Genomic DNA, 18,271 nt, shown 5'->3' with positions numbered 1-18,271 from the left:
GAGAGGCGGGGGTTCTGTTGTGTGAACAGGCTGGCTGATGCCTAGCCATGTTTAATATGCTGAAGCGTCTGCAGGAAAATCTGCTCAATGTGTGTATCATCCAGAGAATAATACACGGTCTTGCCTTCTTTGCGCCGCTTGACAATCCGCATGTTGCGGAGTGATCGCAGCTGGTGCGAAATGGCCGACTGTCCCATATCGAGCAGCACCGTCAGATCATGAACACATAATTCCTTCTGCAACAGTGCATCAATAATACGAAGCCGTGTCGGGTCACTGAAAGCCTTGAACCAATCAGCCATCTCGGAAGAGGTATCGCGATCCATGAGAGAAGCACGAATGGTCTGCACGTCAGCCTCTGTTCCAGAGCAGGCCGCGTCGCATTCGGCTGGAGCTTTAACCGGTTGTTCCATTTCCTATCACCACCTATATTAACTCAACCTTTGATTTGATCAAATGTTCTTCGATAAGCCTATTATATCCAAAAAACGTCTAAAGCGAAATGATTACTATTAGCATATTCTGTATGAAAAATCAAACGGAATTGTTGACACTCATGTTTAAGCGTGCATATAATAGGGTTAACAAAACATATGAATGATTGCTCATATATTAATTTTAACGTAAAAATTACGAATAATAATATTGATTTACGTACTGCAAAGGGGAGAGTTCACATGGGAACCGGACAGGAACAGGTGAAAAGGGAACTGCTGCTGGATGGATTGGATTGCGCGAACTGCGCATTGAAGATTGAGAATGGCGTCAAAAAAATTAAAGGCATTTCCGATTGCTCGGTCAATTTTGTGACCAAAACCTTATCCATGCACACCACATCCGATATGGATGAGCAGGTGGTGGAAGAAGCGAAGCGCAAAGTACTTCGGCTGGAGCCGCATATTCGTATTTCGGAAAAAGGTAAATCATCACAAGGCAGTCGTGGTTCTGCTGATTCAATAAACCAAGCTAACGGCAATGTGCACGCACATGCAGGTAGCGGAGCTCACACGCATGAGCATACTCCGAGTAGGCACGATCATGCTGGTCACTCCCATGACCATGACCACGGTCATCATCACGGAGCCCAAGATCACACGCATGATCATGGAAGTCATGCCGGACATGATCACGGTCATGCGGACGGTCACGATCATGACGATGCGCATGCCGGACACTCACATGAACATGGCGCTGGGCAGACAAAGGTGCTGCTTGCACGCCTGGCGGCAGGCTCCATTTTGGTAGCAGCCGCGATCTGGTCTCCGCTGGAAGGCTGGGCACAGCTTGCACTCTATGTTGTCGCTTATCTGATCGCAGGGGGAGATATCGTTCTCCAGGCGTTCAAAAATATTATTCGCGGTCAGGTATTCGATGAATACTTCCTGATGTCCGTGGCTACCATCGGTGCGTTTGCCATTGGCCAATACCCCGAAGGTGTTGCGGTCATGCTCTTCTATCAGCTAGGTGAGCTGTTTCAGGGGCTGGCGGTTAATCGGTCAAGGAAGTCGATCCAGTCGCTTATGGATATTCGCCCGGACTATGCGAATATGCTGATTGGCTCGGGAGAAGAGACCAAGCGAGTGTCGCCGGAAGAAGTACGTATTGGAGATCGCATTTTGGTTAAAGCGGGTGAGCGAGTACCTCTGGACGGGATTGTTAAGGCAGGTCGTTCCATGGTGGACACTTCCGCTCTGACAGGTGAGTCAGTTCCGCGTGAACTGGAACCCGGTAGTGATGTACTGAGTGGTTTCGTGAACAAAAACGGAATGTTAACTATCGAAGTAACAAAAACTTTTGGTGAATCCACGGTATCCAAAATTTTGGACCTAGTGCAGAATGCGAGTAGCCGCAAAGCCAAAACGGAACATTTTATTAGCAAATTCGCCCGTTATTACACGCCGGTTGTTGTCATTCTCGCCGCGTTGATTGCGCTCGTTCCACCACTGGTGCTCAGTGGTGCGACATTCGCCGATTGGATCTATCGTGCACTGGTCTTCCTTGTGATCTCTTGTCCGTGTGCGCTGGTCGTTTCCATTCCGCTTGGTTTTTTCGGCGGTATCGGAGCTGCCTCGCGTAACGGTATTCTCATCAAAGGAAGTAACTACCTTGAAGCCTTGAACGATGTCAAAGTCGTTGTTTTCGATAAAACGGGTACACTAACTAAAGGTGTTTTCAAAGTAACAGCTATTCGCCCTGAAGGTGGGCGTAACGAAGATGAATTGATGGAGCTTGCTGCAATTGCCGAGGCTCATTCCAATCATCCGATTGCTGAATCCATTCGCGCAGCTTGGGCAAAAGATATCCGGACCCAAGGTGTGGATGATTACGATGAGGTTGCAGGGCATGGCATCAAGGTCAGTGTGGATGGACGTGAAGTACTTGCTGGTAACGCCAAATTGATGGAACAGGCAGGTATCTCCTACACGACTCCACAAACCGTAGGCACAGTGGTGCACGTTGCCGAATCGGGTTCGTATGTGGGTCACCTGATCATTGCCGATGAGGTTAAGGATGATGCAGCGGCAGCCATTCAGGCACTCAAGAAGCTCGGTATTCGCAAAACAGTGATGCTGACAGGGGATGCCAAGGCTGTTGGTGAAGCTGTAGGGCGTGAGCTGGGTGTCGATGAAGTATACGCTGAGCTGTTGCCACAGCATAAAGTCGAACAGCTGGAGCGTCTCGAAGCTGCCAAATCGTCGAAAGAGAAAATGGTGTTTGTCGGGGATGGCATTAACGATACACCGGTTCTGGCACGTGCCGATGTAGGTGTAGCAATGGGGGGACTCGGTTCGGATGCCGCGATTGAGGCGGCAGACGTTGTCATCATGACGGATGAACCATCCAGACTGGCAAGTGCGATCCGAATTGCAAAACGGACACGAACCATTGTTTGGCAAAATATCGGTTTTGCGTTGGGTGTCAAAGCGATCTTCCTGCTGCTGGGTGTGTTCGGAATTGCCACCATGTGGGAAGCGGTATTCTCTGATGTAGGGGTGACCGTACTGGCTGTCCTGAACGCCATGCGTGTACTGCGCGTGAAGGACATCTAAGTTTTACGAAACGATCCGGACGGCTCTTCGTATATACGTAGAGCCGTTTTTTTGTTTTAATATCTGTGGTGTATTTTTAATGGAGTTAGGGGAGAACATTGTGGCAGGAGCAGTAGTTGGGATTATATGCGGAGTGTGCTATTTCATTCTGGGATTAATGGTGTACAAAAAGCCGCCGAAAAGGATTAATGGCGTTTATGGTTATCGTACTCCGCGAGCAATGAGTCATCCTGAGTTATGGGAAGAAGCGCAACGTTATAGCGCCAATCTGATGATGCAGTTTGGTGTGATTATTACGGTATTCGGCATAATCGGTTTTTGGCTTACGGATGTACGAGCTTTGGTTCTAAGTCTTGTGGCTATAGGATTCTATACATTCAGGCTGTTTACCAGAGTCGAAGGCCGTTTGAAGCAAATGCAGCGTGTCCAGCAACAGGAACAGAAGGAGCAAGGCGCTTAGAGACACAATATGAAATCGCACCTGAACGAAGATCCGCGCGAGCGGATCTTTTTTGCATCCTATAGAGGCGAAGGATAACAGAGAACTGCTTTTAACAACATATTGTAAAAATTACCACTGCAATAATTTATCCTTGTTTGAGACATACTACATATTCAAGTCCAAAATCTAACGTTGACGTTAACGTTAATAATATATATAATTATGTACATAACATTATAGACATATTAAAGTGAGGTGAAGGAAATGAGTTTATATAAAATCGATGACGTAGCCAAGGAATGTGGTTTGACCAAGCGCACCATTCGGTATTACGAAGAGATCGGTGTTATGCCTTCACCTCAGCGGACGGACGGTGGCACACGATTATACACCCGGGAAGATATCGATTATCTCAAAAAGGTGGTTCGGGCGAAGGAAGTGCTTGGTTTCTCGCTTCAGGAGCTACATACCTATGTGGCAACGGCGGATGCGCTGAACGAACAGCGTTTTGACTACCAACAGACCACTGAGGTGAGAGAACGGATCGAGAAGCTCACCAAGATGGAAACGACGTTGGATGACCAGCTGCAACTGATCGAGCAGAAACTTCAGAGTATTCACGCCGTTCAGGAGGAACTTGAAGAATTACGTGAACGGGTTCAGAACGGCATTCGACGATTAGAAGGGCACGAGAATGAGACATAATTAGTATTTCACGATAAGCACCGGGAGATCCGGTGTCATTTGTGCCGTTTTCTTTCCTATATTTCTGAAAAAAAATGAGCATTTCATTGTTTTTCACAATTTATTTCACAACATAAATCATGAACCAGGAGGAATTACGTATGAAAAGAGAACCCTCATTACCTGACGAATTGCCGTCATCCCGTGGAGGTCTGTTATCCCAGCCCAGAGCAGTATGGGCAGTAGCCTTCGCCTGTATTATCTCCTTTATGGGTCTGGGATTGGTTGACCCGATTCTGCCTGCGATTGCCGATCAGCTGCATGCCTCCAAAAGCCAAGTATCTTTATTGTTTACAAGTTATAACGCGGTTACCGGGGTAGCCATGCTGATTACAGGTGTTGTATCCAGCCGGATTGGTGTGAAGTGGACACTGCTCAGCGGGATTTTGCTGATCATTGTTTTCTCTTTCCTCGGCGGGACCTCTGACACTGTAGGTGCGCTCGTCGGCTACCGTGGTGGTTGGGGACTAGGGAATGCCCTGTTCATCGCAACTGCATTATCCGCTATTGTAGGACTGTCCACTTCGGGGACAGCCAAAGCGATTATTTTATACGAAGCAGCGCTTGGTCTGGGGATTGCCGTTGGTCCTTTGCTCGGTGGTGAACTGGGTTCCATCTCATGGCGTGGCCCGTTCTATGGTGTAGCTGTTCTGATGGCGATTGCTTTTATCAGTATTACGTTTATGCTGCCTAAGATGGCCAAACCGAAAACGCGTAGTTCCTTGTCCGATCCGTTCAAAGCTCTGGGTTATCCTTCACTGAAAACATTGGCGATCACAGCCTTCCTGTATAACTTTGGTTTCTTTACCTTGATGGCTTATTCACCTTATGTCATGAATCTGGATGAACACGGACTTGGTTATGTATTCTTCGGTTGGGGTCTGATGCTGGCGATCACGTCTGTCTTTGTAGCACCAAGACTGCAACGTCGATTCGGATCCGTTCCTTCCATGAGCGTTATGCTGACCCTGTTCGCCATTGATCTGCTGGTAATGGCGGTGGGTACGGTAATGGGATCATCCACAACGGTTATTGTGGCCGTTATCGTTGCCGGGATTTTCCTCGGGATCAACAACACGTTAATTACAACGGCAGTTATGGAAGCTGCCCCAGTGGAACGTTCTGTGGCCTCGGCTGCATACAGCTTTGTCCGGTTCCTTGGAGGTGCGCTGGCACCTTGGCTTGCTGGTAAATTGTCCGAGTGGTTCCTGCCGGAGACACCGTTTTATTTTGGCGCATTGATGGTTCTGATCGGGGTCGTTGTGCTTCTGGTACGCCGCAGACATCTGCGCGATATCGATGCTGCCATTACGCATTAATGAACAGGAGGAATGGAAAATGCTGAAACGAATATTGGTTGCTGTCGATGGGTCGGATCATGCACACAAGGCTTTGGAGCAAGCCGTTGTTCTGGCAGAAAGTATGAAACAACCGGCTTCCTTGATGATCGTGCACGTTAATCCTTCGATTTCGCTGAATGAGCCCGCACTGGGTGTGGATCTGGAAGCACGGATCGCAGAAGAAGGACAGCATATTATTCAACCTGTTAATGAATTGTTAGCTGCGCGTTCTGTTCATTATGAAACGTTGCTGATAGCTGGTGATCCCGTGAATGAGATCTGCCGTGTAGCGAAGGATAGAGACTGTGATCTCATTGTGATGGGGACGGCGGGGAAAAGCATGCTCGCTGAGATCGTCGTGGGCAGTGTCAGCCACGGTGTCTTGAAACATGCAGGATGTCCCGTAATGACTGTGAAATAGTGGTATGACTTTCTTGTGTTGATGATGCTAAAGTGGTGTATAAATAGGTATGGGATAACTTTGCGTTAAACATGAATGGAGGATACAACTATGAAAAAACAACATCTGTTCATCGGGGGCAAGCCCACCGAATCAGTAGACTATATAGCACTTCAGGCACCATACTCGAAAGAAACACTGGCAGACGTATCCTCGGCGACAGCTGAGGAAGTGGAAGCGGCGATTGCCGCCGCAGTTCAGGCGGGCAAAGAGATGCGCAGAATGCCTGCCCATCAGCGTGCAGACATCCTTTACAAGTTGTCCACCCTGCTGGAAGAACGGAAGGAAGAAGCAGCACGGATCATTGCGCTGGAGGCAGCAAAGCCGATTACTGCGGCACTTGCCGAGGTTGACCGTACGGTGGAAACGTATCGTTTCGCCGCAGAGGAAGCTAAGCGGCTCACCGGAGAGACGGTTCCCATGGACGCAGCCAAAGGCGGTGAAGGACGCGTAGGCTACACGATGCGGCAGCCTTTGGGTGTTATTGGAGCCATTACGCCGTTTAATTTTCCGATGAACCTGGTGGCTCACAAAGTAGGACCGGCGCTGGCAGCAGGCAATACGATTGTGTTGAAACCTGCGGAGCAGACACCGCTGTCTTCGTATTATATTGCCAATTTGCTTCAGGAAGCGGGATTACCGGATGGCGCATTGAATGTAGTGAGCGGTGACGGCAAAACGATTGGTGATGTGCTTGTAGAACATCCTGACGTGGCCCATATTACGTTTACAGGCAGCCCGGCTGTAGGAACCAGCATTCGCAGCAAAGCCGGACTGAAACGCGTAACATTGGAGCTAGGGTCCAATGCAGCCGTCATTATAGACGCGGATGCCAATTTGGACAAGGTGGTACCGAGATGTGTGACCGGAGCTTTTACTTACCAAGGTCAGGTATGTATCTCGCTGCAGCGGATCTATGTGCACAGCGCGATCGCGGATGAGTTCATTCGTCGTTTTGCTGAAGCAGCCCAAAAAGTCGTAGTTGGAGACCCGTTGAATCCGGATACCGTTGTCTCTGCGCTCATCACATCCAAAGATGTACAGCGTACGCTGGATTGGATCGATGAAGCGAAGCAGGCAGGCGCTGAGGTGGAAACAGGCGGCGAAGCCGAGGGCGGCGTATTACGTCCAACCGTGCTTGTTAACGTTCCGCGGGATGCCAAGGTGTCTTGTCAGGAGGTCTTTGCCCCGATCGTTGTCATTAATACAGTGGATTCGGTTGAAGAAGGCATCGAGCAAGTGAATGATTCCATCTACGGGCTTCAGGCGGGTGTGTTTACCAATGATATTCATACTGCATTGCATGCAGCGGACCACATCGAAGCTGGCGGCGTGATGATTAACGATATTCCCACTTTCCGAGTGGATCATATGCCTTATGGTGGTGTGAAGCAGAGCGGGGTGGGACGTGAAGGTGTTAAATATGCTGTAGAGGAAATGACGGAATTGAAGTTTGTCATGTTTAACAAGAATTAAATATCCACTCCTAGGACGAGCGGATATTCGAGATAAAATAGAACAAGATGATCCTGTACCCGAGTTAGGGGTGCGGGATTTTTTTATTTTTTACATTCAGCCCTTACCGTAAAAAAATACATAGCCTTTCTTTATTAACCCCGGGTTCACATCTGATGAGAAGGGTATAAATACTTATCATACCGCAAATCTACCAATTAGATGCCGTTCATATCACCGAAGCATTGTGTATCCATCCTGAGAAATGAACGGATTATTGGGGTACAGAATTGTTGGAAGTTTTATAATATCTCACTTAAATTTAAATAAAATGCAGTATGAACAAGCCTGAACCTAGGAGTTACAGGCCAGACAGGAGGTGTATTCAAATGGCATATTCCATGGTTGATGTATCCGGGATGTCCGGTGTAAGTCTGAGTGAATTGGGACAGTATGCGGAGACAGGTCTGCTGAATCCAGCCTTCGTTGGTCAAGACGAGGATATCTACTATGAGAAGCCGGAGCTGCTGAGACTACAGCAGATTCTGTTCTGTAAAGAAGTAGGCATGGAGGAGGAGGAGATCGGCCCCATGCTCAGGGATACTCCCCGTGACATGATCCGTATTATGCAGCAGCATCGGCTCGAGATGCTGGAGAAGGCACTTCATCTGCACGGAATGATTCAAACACTGGATAAAACCATCTCCTACTTACGTGGAGAGCAGGAACTGGATGAGTACGAACTGTACGCCGGGTTTTCCAACAAGGGGCGTCACCAGCTTCTAAATGAACCGACCTCTGACCAAGCGTCAAAGAATGACTATTCTGAACGGATGCAGACAGAGGACAGTCAGAAGTACAACGCCAATTCACCGGAGCAATCCACAATGCCTGATGGGCAGGAGATGAAGTCGAAGGAAGATTTTCTCGATTCACAGGCGAAGATTGACCGGATTCACTTGGACTTGCAGGGCGCTATTGAGGATGGGTTAGAACCCGGCAGCTCGGAAGTACAGCAGATTATTGGAAGACACCTGGATTGGATCAAGGATTATTACACCCCAACAGCAGAGATTTACCGGGATTTGGCCAATCTGTACGTCGAGCACAAAAATTTTCGTCAGATGTATGATGGCTACCACCCCAAGCTGGCCGAGTTTTTGCGAGATGGGATGATGATTAAAGCGGAACAGGATTTATCCTAGATGCATAAAGTATCTTGGGCGAGCAGAACATGGGTGTGAAGAAAAATAATCATAACAAAGAGCGCAGATCCTCTAGGAGGAGTGCGCTCTTTGTTATTGCATATCATCGTAAGGTCGATAAACCCTCCATCGGCTTAAGATGGTATTTCAGGCAGTTAGGATAATTCCAGCTGCTCTGTAATTAGGCTTACCGCCTTTTCCAGGAAGACGCGGTCTTCATCGTCAAAACGGTTTTTGATCGGGCTGTCGATGTCGAGCACCCCGTACAATTCGCCGTTTTTGATAATGGGTACAACGATTTCACTGTTCGATGCGGCATCACAGGCGATATGGCCTGGAAAGGCATGAACATCTTCAACGACCATTGTACGCCGTTCCGCAGCAGAAGTGCCGCATACACCGCGTCCAAGTGGAATACGGATGCAGGCAGGCAGTCCCTGGAATGGACCGAGTACAAGTTCTTTTCCATCATACAGATAGAATCCGACCCAATTGGTGTCGGTCATAAATACATTGAGCAACGCCGCAGCGTTTGCCAGATTGGCAATAGCGCTAGGTTCATCGCGGATCAGAGCACTTAACTGTCCCAGGACGGCGGTTTGCTGCTCGCTTCGTGTTCCTTCATAAGAAACAGCTTGAAACATGATGAATCACCCTCCCGAGCAAAAATGGTACTTATTTTCAAGATAGTGCAGAGCCTGCGGTTAGTCAAGCGGAGGATTTCGGAAAGGGCAGGTCAGGCATGAATATTCCTCCTGTTTCTCATCTTCCTGGGTGGGGTAAATACTTAGCAACCACGGCGGGCTACAACCCGGGAAGGAGCTTGGCTTATGCATGCAGAGGTACAGAATCTTTTTGTACGAATTCATCTTCTATATTTAGCTCAAAATCAGGATTTAACTGTTAGCGACGCATTGCCTCTATTGGAAGAACGGGGGTATCGCGTTGGAGAACGGGAGATCAAGCAGGAACTTGAGCATCTGACACAGGAAAACTTCCTGACCGCCCATGGAGATCAATGGAGCCTTACCGGGACTGGCATTGAGGAGTTTAAGGAAATCATAGCCGTGTTCGGCCGGGTTAGTGAGGAATTGCTGGGGACGGGCAAGAAGACGTCTACAGCCTGAAATTAAATTTGGATAAGGTATCCCGAAATAGGATGCAAACTTGAGTTGATCCATACGTACAACAAGACCGGGAGCGGAAGTGGCCCGGTTTTTTGACGTGATAATGATGACTGAACAGTTGCCATTCGGTGCAGGTTATGGTTAGATGGCTATTGAATATGAGGTCTGTGAGATAGATCGGATCGGAGAGTCTTTTCATGTACAAATGCAAAGGGAGAATTCCCGAATTAGAGACAGGGCGGTTGCGTCTGCGCAAAATGCGCCGCCGAGATGCTGCCCAGATGTTCGCTTGCTGGTCAGACCGGGAAGTGACCCGTTATATGAATTTGGCGCCCATGATCGGGACAAGTGAGGCTGCGGATATGATTGGGCTGTTGAACCATATGGCAGGAGAAGAGGAGGCGATTCGCTGGGGTATTGAGCTCAAGGAGACGGGCCAGCTCATCGGAAGTTGCGGATATAACACTTGGCAACTTGAAGGCGCATTCCGTGGGGAGATCGGTTATGAACTGGGGCGCGACTACTGGCGTCACGGTTATATGACGGAAGCATTTTCAGTTATGTTACCGTTTGGGTATGAGACGATGGGTCTCAATCGGATTGAAGCGCTGGTTGATCCGCGCAATGTGGCTTCGGGAGAGTTTCTGACGAACCGCGGTTTCACGAGGGAAGGCCTGCTGCGTCAGGTGCAACATACATCTACTGGATATAAGGATATGGTGATGTATTCCCTGTTGTACGATGAGTTTTTGCGTAAGAGAGATAAATAGAGATTAGAACGACTTGAAGAGAGAAGGGTTTGTGTGAATACAACCGGAGGTTTGAACCGCAGTTTCATCCTGGCGGGATTGCTGCTGGCGACTTTTTTGTCTGCAATTGAAGGTACAGTCATTGGTCCGGCAGGGCCAACCATTGTCAGTGAGCTGGGAAGTGTGCAGCTGTTGAGCTGGATTTTCACTGCTTATCTGTTAACGATGGCTGTGAGCACGCCGATTTTCGGCAAAATCAGTGATCTATACGGACGAAAGCCAGTATTCCTGATTGGCTGTGCCTTATTCTTACTAGGCTCGCTTCTGTGCTGCCTTTCGCAGAACATGGAGCAACTGATTATTTTTCGTGCGATTCAAGGGATTGGCGCAGGTGCGGTTGTGCCTGTTACGTTTACGATTATTGGTGACATCTACCGCCTTGAAGAACGGGGCAAAATACAGGGATGGATCAGCTCCGTGTGGGGTATTTCATCTCTGGCCGGACCGCTGCTTGGCGGGTATTTCGTAGACAATCTGGGCTGGCAGTGGATCTTTGGGTTCAATTTGCCGTTCGGATTGCTGGCGATGTGGTTTGTGTTCCGTTATTTGAAGGAAGAAATGTCTCCGCGTACCGCGAAAATTGACTATATGGGTGCGTTGACTTTTACCGTCGGTATTACAGCATTGCTCTTTGTATTGTCCGCGGGTGGACAGTATTATGCCTGGAGTTCTCCTATTATTGTGGGACTGAGTATCGTAGCTGTTTTGTTTATGATTTTATTTTTTGTGGTGGAAAAAAGAGCACAGGCCCCGATGGTACCTCTTCATCTATTCCGTATTCGGGACATCCGGGTGGCGAATATCGCCGGACTACTGACCAGTACCCTGATGATTGGCCTAACCAGTTATTTGCCACTATGGGTGCAGGGGGTTCGTGGCGGTAACGCGACTGAATCGGGATTGCTGCTTGCACCGATGTCTGTTGGCTGGCTGATCGGTAGTGTACTTGCTGGCCGTCTGCTAATGAAAATTGGATCACGCTTAACAGCGGTGATTGGATTAACCGGGATTGCCATTGGATCGGGAGGACTCTTTCTGGTCGGTGGAACATCACCCCAAGCCGTACTGTTTATTTTGACCTTTATTTACGGACTCGGCTTCGGATTTGCTTTTACAATATTCACGATCATTTCACAGTCTTCGGTTGGGTATAAAGAACGTGGATCTTCCACGGCCTTACATACCTTTATGCGTACGCTTGGACAAACCATTGGTGCAGCAGCCTTCGGCACATGGTTAAATTACCGAATTTCAACGTTGTCGAGCGAACAGCATCTGGCAGAGGCGGGGATTTCGGATGGGGACCTGAATCAACTGCTTGCTCCGCATACGGATGCCGCTCTATCGGATGACAAATGGGCGCTACTGCGTAACGTGTTGGAAGGAAGTCTGCATTCCTTGTTTGTCATCATGTTTGTCATTGCCATTATCTCATGGGTGACGACACTGGCCTTGCGCAAACGGCTAATCGTTCCCGAAGATGCAGATACTCCGCCACAAGCACAAGCTTCAGCGAAGTAAACGAAGTGAAAAGAAAATTCATTGGATTAGGGCAGCTGTTTCTTGGCTGCTTTTTTGTTTATTATTTTCTAGAAGGGATTATCTATAATTTACAATAATGGAATGGGAGGCGAGTTAAGATGAGTAAGCAATCGCTGCAATCATTCTGGTTAATATCCTTTTCAATCAAGCTTCTGGCAGTCATTATGACTTGCATTTCGCTCTCAATTGTTGTCGGACTCATGAAATATGTTCCCTTGGCAGAACGAGCGGAACATACATATTACTATCCCTTCTGGTATACATTGATCATAAGCATTCTTATCAACTTGGCTCTTCTTCTGTTTCTGACCCTGCCTTTATCGTTAATTGCGGACAGTGTGCTTGCTTCCCTGAAAATGAACAGATCTATATCCAAGGTAATAAGTACAATCGTAGCTTATTTTCTTCTTGGTGTAGGTAGTGCGCTGTTGTTCTCCATCTTTGTGTACAGAATGCATGCCTTTCAGTATGCTGGCCCTTATCAATACGTAGTAACAACAACGTTTGTTTTTTTACTGTGGCAATCAGGTCTGGGATGGATCTTGAAAAAAATTCGTAAGCAGAAGCAGCAGACCAGCACAGGATAATATAGATATCTCATTTGGAGTAGGGGTGAGGGTGATGTTTCCCAATAATCTGAATTCGTCCAAGGAAGATGAAGCCAAAAGAAAGTACGAAGAGACTCAGAGAGAGATTGAGGGTCACAGCCGCTCAGGTCTGTCCAGTTACATTGTCGATTTGCTGATTGCAGGTGGATTGGTTGTCGCTGTCCTCACGGTGTTGATGTGGATTCTGTACCTTTGATTTGATTAATAAACAAATTCGAATAACCGGTACCGCCTATTAAGGCGAACCGGTTATTTTTAGTTTGGATCAGATGATACGGGGCTGGCCTTAACCGTTTGCGGATAAACGATCCGCACCGAGTGCAAGCCTTTCCAACAGCTCAGAGAGCAATGTCTTATCATCTTCGCTCAGACCGCTGACAGCACGATCTATTTTGTGTGCGTAGCCTGGATAGATCTCATCCATCGTACGCTGGCCTTCTTCGGTCAATTCTACGAAAATGATGCGTCTGTCCTGCGGACAGTGTTTTCGATGTAAAAGTCCCTTTTGCTCCAGCTTGTCAATGACATAAGTGACATTCCCGCTTTGCAGCAGAAGCTGTGCACCGACTTGTTGAATGGGCTGTGCTCCTTTCATATATAACACTTCGAGCACCCCGTAAGCGGTGGGGTTGAAGCCATGCACTTTGCTTCCGGATACAGCGTGTTCATTCACGCTCTTAAATGTCTGGGCCAAGGTGCGGTACAGATGAAGAGAACGTTCGGTTCCGATTTCCTGTAATTCCAGCATACTGATCCCGCCTTTTCAGATTTATTGGAGTTGATGAATTTACATTGACGATTCAGAGGTTCGCCATATTTCTATTGTAAGCATGTGTTTGCACGAAAAACATGCGATATGTCACAAGATTTGCATTTTTAGCAATTAAAATTTAATCATTTTTCGTTTTGTCAGCATTCATGAGATTTGAAAATAAGTACTGAGAAAATCATCCTGAAGGCGCCGCGTCCTCTCCGTCTCTGGCAGGAGGTTGGAACTCCGCCTGCTCTCTATAATAAATTCATATCATGAATGGGTTGAGGGCGGAGGAGAAGAATGATGGCAAATGGATTAACGATGCAGGAACGAAGACCCCTGAAGCACAATCGATCTTTTATCACTTTGATGGCTGCGCAGGCTATCTCCAATCTGGGAGACTGGCTGCACCTGCTTGCGATCCTTACGCTGGTGGGCATTCGCTGGAATGCCACGCCATGGGAGATTACATTCACCACGCTCTGTGCAGCATTGCCTGTCTTACTTACAGGTCCATTTGCAGGGGCACTGGCGGACCGGGTCAATCGCAAGTGGCTGATGATCGGCGCAGACGGTGCGCGAATTGTGATCGTTGGAGGGCTCATTTTTGCGGATCAAATCTGGCATGTGTATGTATTGCTTATTCTCAAGTCTTTATTCGATGTGGTGTTCTCACCGGCCAAGAACGGCAAGCTTAAGGAGATTGTGCCGCAGGAGCAATTGGGGCAGGCGGTGTCCATCAGCTCGGTGATTGAACAGATGTCCAAAATTATCGGTCCGGCTCTTGGCGGGCTGTTGGTTGCCGCTTTTGGGATCACCTGGTGTTTCGTGTTGGATTCCGCGTCCTTTCTGATCTCAGGCATTATTTTGCTATGGATTCCTGGAGCACGAGTGATCCAATCTGTGAATCAGAACGTAGAACAAGTAAGGGAAGAGACAGCAGGTGTTGCTCCAGCAGGTAAAAAAGCTACGTTTATGAAAGATACAATGGAAGGCATCCGCATGCTCGCATCTCTTCCTCATGTGGGTACCTCTTTAGTCCTGCTTGCCTCAGCCCTTCTGTTTTTGCAATTTGCGGATTCCCAGACGGTAGTCCTGTTTAGGCAGCTTCCTGGTATTTCAAGTGATCTGCTCGGATGGTGTGTCGCGGCTAGCGGTGTTGGGACGTTAATTGCAGCGATGAGTGTTCAGAAGTGGAAGAAGGCGGGGCATGTAATCAAGATGGGTCTTGGAACATCATTGATGGGTCTTGTCATTGGTGGAGTAGGCATGATCGTAGGAGTATGGCCGCATGCTGGTCTTGGCGCTAATTTACTGCTGATATCGTTATTTGCCTTGGCAGGTGTGGGGGTTGGGTTTGCCATTGTTCCGTTCCAAATTCTACTTCAGGAGCAAACGCCTGAATCCATGACAGGGCGTGTGTTTGGAACGGTTGGCAGCATCATGACGGCCAGTAACATCATGGGTCCGGTGGTAGGTGGATTTTTGGTGACCTCATTCGGAGTTATTCCGGCTTTTATCAGTTCAGGCATTTTGCTGACGTTGCTTGGCGTGATTTATGTAGCGATTCGTAGGCGAAAAAAGAACGATATGGACGGGAGTCTTACAGCAAACTACATGATTACAGGTGAGTGAAACGAGTATGCAAATATGAGATTTTCACTGTAATATAAAGAAGCAGGGGTTCCAGAACCCCTGCTTCTTTTGTTTATTATAAAATTATGTTACCGCACGACTGAATGGTCCTTTAATATAGTTGAGATGCTTTCAAATGAGTGCTTCCCTCTGCAATATTGACCACGAACTCTACTGCAAATTGACGTTCCATTTGGAGATGGTAACCATTCAACATCAAAAACGATTTGGTCACGAGATAAGCTGTCCTTTTGTTCCCATTTTGAAAGCAGTGATTTTTAACTAAAGACTCTAATAAAGCACTAGTTTTTTCAAATATAGAAGGATAGGCATCTTCTCCAAACAAAGTTTGTTGGGGGCTATTTACAGCAGAGTCCAACAAAGAATAGTTCTTCACTCCAGCTTGTGCTGTGTCATTCATCCTCTTCAAAAACATCAAAAAAAGCTTCCAGTACTTCAGGTCTCACATTTTCAGGTATTTTCACAGTATGATCCAACTTAAGAACAAAAGCTTAAAATGATCAAACAATTCCTCACGAACTCGATTACAATATCAATAAAGAACCGAACAAGCACCTGACAGGACAGGGAGTGAATGATATGGAAATCGAAAACAAAAATACAGCCGCACAGGAGTCCATATTGGACGTACATATTACGGAAGCAGGATATGAGGCGGGTCAATCCACGATCAGGAACATCCGATTACACGTGGCGCCGGGGGAACTGGTGGGTATAATCGGACCGAATGGGGCTGGCAAAAGCACGACCATTAAAACATTGCTTGGCTTACTTGAGCATGCAAAGTATGAAGTAACCATTGGGGGAGATGGACGTTATGCCTATATCCCGGAACAACCTGTGTTTTACGAATATATGACCCTGTGGGAACATCTCGATCTGGCAGCGGCTGCCTATGAGATGGAGGAAGAGGTCTTTGTTGCCAGGGCGGAGGAGATGTTGGTTCGTTTCGGCATGGACCACGTTCGCAATGATCTTCCGGCCAGTTTCTCCAAGGGGATGCGGCAGAAAATGATGCTGATGATCGGCTTCCTGTCCTCGCCGGATGTATATATTGTGGACGAGCCTTTCATCGGGCTGGACCCACGCGCAACCAAGGATTTTCTGAAATTGCTGGACGATGAGCGCCGCCGTGGTGCGGGTGTCCTTATGTCAACGCATGTACTGGATACCGCTGAGCGAATCTGTGATCGTTTTATTCTTATTCATTCCGGGCGCTCTGCTGCCGAAGGAACATTGGACGAAATCCGTGCAGCCGCAGATTTGCCGGATGCCTCGTTGTTTGATTGTTTTGACACACTGACATCCTAACCGGGAAGGGGGGAGGAAGATGGAGACCTCTCGAGCATACACGCCACTTGGTTTATATAGACGCAGACGCAAGGAGCACTTCAATGAACAGTTAAAAAACCTGAAACTGGTAGTAGATTGGACGGTATGGGTATACCTGCTTATTCCGGGTCTGCTGTATTTCAGCGGATGGTACGTGAGTTTATGGTCCAAACCATTGCCCTCATGGGCGACCGGATTAACGCTGCCTACACTGACAGGACTGATCGACGTCATTATGCTTACAGGTGGAATTCTTATATTTGTAGAGGAAGCGGATGTGTTATTCCTGAAGTCGCGGTCGCTGTGGATGCGTACATTGATGAAACAAGGGATCTACCGGGCTTGCTTGCAGCATTTGGGTAAAATGATTGCAATTACGGCGTTGACTTCACCACTATGGTCCCGTGTGTATGACATGTCATTTATCCATATCGCACTAATAGCGATTTGGTTTGGCGCAGTAGCTTCATTCCAGGTCATTGTACTTCATATGACGAAAGTACGTTATACCGGATGGAGACGCTGGATTCGCATAATCCCTTTAGCAGTTGCCATGGGCATTATCACGATTGGAGTAACATCCTGGATGCATGGACACATCTGGACACTGCTTGCAGGTATTGTGGCCGCAATCCTTCTTCTGATTTTGGTTGGCCGATTGAGGCTGGAGATGAAGGGAACCTTTGAGGGCGATGTGCGTGAAGATTTACGAGAAAGGCTAAAGTTCACAGCCCTTTTACTGAGTCGATCTGTAACCAAACCGAAAGCACCACGCACCCGGACGATCATATTCCGCAAGCAGCGCAAGTTGCTGCGTCATCGAACGATCTCTAATCGGACAGCTGAGACGGCATTCAAAGCATTTTTTCGTAACTCCTCGACCATGAAATTGTACTTGCAGCTTGGCGGCCTTTCGATTGCTGCCGTTGCTTTACCACCTTTCCCGGTCAATGTAATCGTGTGTGGCTTGTTGGTCATCATGTTGAGCGTACTTTTCTATCGTTCCTGGGAGGTCTTTGCAACCTCGGAGTACGTTCAGCTTGTATCCTATGATTCCGAGGCGTTAAATCGTGCAGGTGTGACCATGGTACGGATGTTGTTCGTTCCGCTAGGGATTCTAATGGGATTTTCACTGGGAGCAGCCTGGCTAGGCTGGCTGGAAGGTATCGTTACGGCTGCGGCTGTCGTGGCATTTGGGCTGTTCGTCCTATCTATAACAGGCTGGATTCGTTACATCCGATCCGCTTAGTTGATATTCTTCCTTGTTCAGTAGCATATCAGATGAAGTAACTGACCATGCTATAGGAGACGGGTCTTACGATTTTGAAAGTAAGGGATCGGCTCTCGCAAGGAGGAAAAAATCATGTTGGATGATAGTGAACTTCAGGTACATTTTGCAGACAATGTAGCGTTGCTCGCGGCGCAGGCAACTTTGGAGGAACTTGGGTATAAGCCATACCAGTCAGGGCCGCTTGAATTGTACATTCCTACAGATCGACAGGATACGCTATCTGCTGTGGAAATCGTACAGTCACACGGAGGAAGTGCGGTGTTTCTCTCCGAAACAGATGGATTGGATCAGTTTCAGAATATATCCATTCCGGCTCATCTCGTGAATGAAGATTGGAATGAAGGTTATGCGAGCGGAACCCAGGGGGGCAATCCCGAACAGGAGATGTCTAACCGGGATGAAGATCCGACATTCGATGATTCAGTGGATGGTTTCTCGGGCAGTGTGAAGGCGTAA

At 47.8% G+C, this 18,271-nt stretch carries 20 protein-coding genes; 16 read left to right on the top strand and 4 right to left on the bottom strand.

Features of this window, described 5'->3' with window-relative positions; translation table 11 throughout:
• Window positions 1-41: 41 nt before the first annotated feature.
• Window positions 42-413, bottom strand: coding sequence for an ArsR/SmtB family transcription factor (locus tag BLS14_RS21995; RefSeq protein ID WP_072734867.1), 372 nt, complete (start codon window positions 411-413; stop codon window positions 42-44).
• A gap of 264 nt (window positions 414-677) precedes the next feature.
• Here BLS14_RS21995 and BLS14_RS21990 point away from each other — a divergent pair, with 264 nt between their 5' ends.
• The 7 genes from BLS14_RS21990 to BLS14_RS21960 all read left to right on the top strand — a co-directional run bounded on the left by BLS14_RS21990 (window position 678) and on the right by BLS14_RS21960 (window position 8,696).
• The gene (locus BLS14_RS21990) at window positions 678-3,050 is read left to right on the top strand and encodes a heavy metal translocating P-type ATPase (protein ID WP_072734866.1); all 2,373 of its coding nucleotides are present in this window, start codon (window positions 678-680) and stop codon (window positions 3,048-3,050) included.
• 100 nt (window positions 3,051-3,150) lie between these two features.
• Window positions 3,151-3,510: an SdpI family protein gene (locus tag BLS14_RS21985; protein ID WP_161490650.1), complete on the top strand. Its 360-nt coding sequence runs from the start codon at window positions 3,151-3,153 to the stop codon at window positions 3,508-3,510.
• Window positions 3,511-3,756: 246 nt separating this feature from the next.
• Window positions 3,757-4,197, top strand: a complete 441-nt coding sequence (locus BLS14_RS21980; protein ID WP_063567805.1) for a helix-turn-helix domain-containing protein — start codon at window positions 3,757-3,759, stop codon at window positions 4,195-4,197.
• A 140-nt stretch (window positions 4,198-4,337) separates the two neighbouring features.
• Window positions 4,338-5,555, top strand: a complete 1,218-nt coding sequence (locus BLS14_RS21975) for an MFS transporter (protein WP_072734865.1) — start codon at window positions 4,338-4,340, stop codon at window positions 5,553-5,555.
• 19 nt (window positions 5,556-5,574) lie between these two features.
• Window positions 5,575-5,997 carry a universal stress protein gene (locus BLS14_RS21970; protein ID WP_090953955.1) on the top strand — a complete coding sequence of 141 codons (423 nt, stop codon included), beginning with the start codon at window positions 5,575-5,577 and terminating at the stop codon, window positions 5,995-5,997.
• A 90-nt stretch (window positions 5,998-6,087) separates the two neighbouring features.
• Window positions 6,088-7,512 (top strand): aldehyde dehydrogenase family protein, encoded by a 1,425-nt coding sequence (locus tag BLS14_RS21965; protein WP_090953953.1) that lies wholly within the window; start codon window positions 6,088-6,090, stop codon window positions 7,510-7,512.
• Window positions 7,513-7,880: 368 nt separating this feature from the next.
• The gene (locus BLS14_RS21960; protein WP_063567809.1) at window positions 7,881-8,696 is read left to right on the top strand and encodes a MerR family transcriptional regulator; all 816 of its coding nucleotides are present in this window, start codon (window positions 7,881-7,883) and stop codon (window positions 8,694-8,696) included.
• 155 nt (window positions 8,697-8,851) lie between these two features.
• Here the strand turns inward: BLS14_RS21960 and BLS14_RS21955 are convergent, their stop codons facing one another.
• Window positions 8,852-9,340 (bottom strand): GAF domain-containing protein, encoded by a 489-nt coding sequence (locus BLS14_RS21955; RefSeq protein ID WP_063567810.1) that lies wholly within the window; start codon window positions 9,338-9,340, stop codon window positions 8,852-8,854.
• 186 nt (window positions 9,341-9,526) lie between these two features.
• Here BLS14_RS21955 and BLS14_RS21950 point away from each other — a divergent pair, with 186 nt between their 5' ends.
• The 5 genes from BLS14_RS21950 to BLS14_RS21930 all read left to right on the top strand — a co-directional run bounded on the left by BLS14_RS21950 (window position 9,527) and on the right by BLS14_RS21930 (window position 12,978).
• Window positions 9,527-9,823 (top strand): hypothetical protein, encoded by a 297-nt coding sequence (locus tag BLS14_RS21950; protein ID WP_063567811.1) that lies wholly within the window; start codon window positions 9,527-9,529, stop codon window positions 9,821-9,823.
• A 197-nt stretch (window positions 9,824-10,020) separates the two neighbouring features.
• Complete coding sequence (locus BLS14_RS21945; RefSeq protein WP_063567812.1) at window positions 10,021-10,593, top strand: GNAT family N-acetyltransferase; 573 nt, start codon at window positions 10,021-10,023, stop codon at window positions 10,591-10,593.
• A gap of 51 nt (window positions 10,594-10,644) precedes the next feature.
• Window positions 10,645-12,153 carry an MDR family MFS transporter gene (locus BLS14_RS21940; RefSeq protein WP_079695914.1) on the top strand — a complete coding sequence of 503 codons (1,509 nt, stop codon included), beginning with the start codon at window positions 10,645-10,647 and terminating at the stop codon, window positions 12,151-12,153.
• 119 nt (window positions 12,154-12,272) lie between these two features.
• Entirely contained in the window at window positions 12,273-12,761 is a 489-nt protein-coding gene (locus BLS14_RS21935; RefSeq protein WP_063567814.1) for a hypothetical protein, read from the top strand.
• A 34-nt stretch (window positions 12,762-12,795) separates the two neighbouring features.
• Complete coding sequence (locus BLS14_RS21930) at window positions 12,796-12,978, top strand: hypothetical protein (RefSeq protein WP_063567815.1); 183 nt, start codon at window positions 12,796-12,798, stop codon at window positions 12,976-12,978.
• 90 nt (window positions 12,979-13,068) lie between these two features.
• Here the strand turns inward: BLS14_RS21930 and BLS14_RS21925 are convergent, their stop codons facing one another.
• Entirely contained in the window at window positions 13,069-13,530 is a 462-nt protein-coding gene (locus BLS14_RS21925) for a MarR family winged helix-turn-helix transcriptional regulator (RefSeq protein WP_024632985.1), read from the bottom strand.
• 309 nt (window positions 13,531-13,839) lie between these two features.
• Between BLS14_RS21925 and BLS14_RS21920 the strand changes: the two genes are divergently transcribed.
• Window positions 13,840-15,171, top strand: coding sequence for an MFS transporter (locus BLS14_RS21920; RefSeq protein WP_064642418.1), 1,332 nt, complete (start codon window positions 13,840-13,842; stop codon window positions 15,169-15,171).
• Between the two features lie 112 nt (window positions 15,172-15,283).
• Here BLS14_RS21920 and BLS14_RS21915 read toward each other — a convergent pair whose 3' ends face one another.
• Entirely contained in the window at window positions 15,284-15,592 is a 309-nt protein-coding gene (locus BLS14_RS21915; RefSeq protein ID WP_244552198.1) for a type II toxin-antitoxin system death-on-curing family toxin, read from the bottom strand.
• A 179-nt stretch (window positions 15,593-15,771) separates the two neighbouring features.
• Between BLS14_RS21915 and BLS14_RS21905 the strand changes: the two genes are divergently transcribed.
• From BLS14_RS21905 to BLS14_RS21895, 3 genes are all read left to right on the top strand, one after another.
• Window positions 15,772-16,503, top strand: coding sequence for an ABC transporter ATP-binding protein (locus BLS14_RS21905; RefSeq protein ID WP_072734860.1), 732 nt, complete (start codon window positions 15,772-15,774; stop codon window positions 16,501-16,503).
• Between the two features lie 19 nt (window positions 16,504-16,522).
• Window positions 16,523-17,773, top strand: coding sequence for an ABC transporter permease (locus tag BLS14_RS21900; protein WP_090953951.1), 1,251 nt, complete (start codon window positions 16,523-16,525; stop codon window positions 17,771-17,773).
• Between the two features lie 114 nt (window positions 17,774-17,887).
• On the top strand, window positions 17,888-18,271 hold the full coding sequence (locus BLS14_RS21895) for a hypothetical protein (protein ID WP_090953948.1): 384 nt from the start codon (window positions 17,888-17,890) through the stop codon (window positions 18,269-18,271).

Source organism: Paenibacillus sp. OK060 (genome assembly GCF_900101205.1).
In the GTDB taxonomy this organism is placed as follows: domain Bacteria; phylum Bacillota; class Bacilli; order Paenibacillales; family Paenibacillaceae; genus Paenibacillus; species Paenibacillus marchantiae.
Note: the sequence above shows the minus strand (reverse complement) of the source record. Positions and strands in the feature narration are given on the sequence as shown.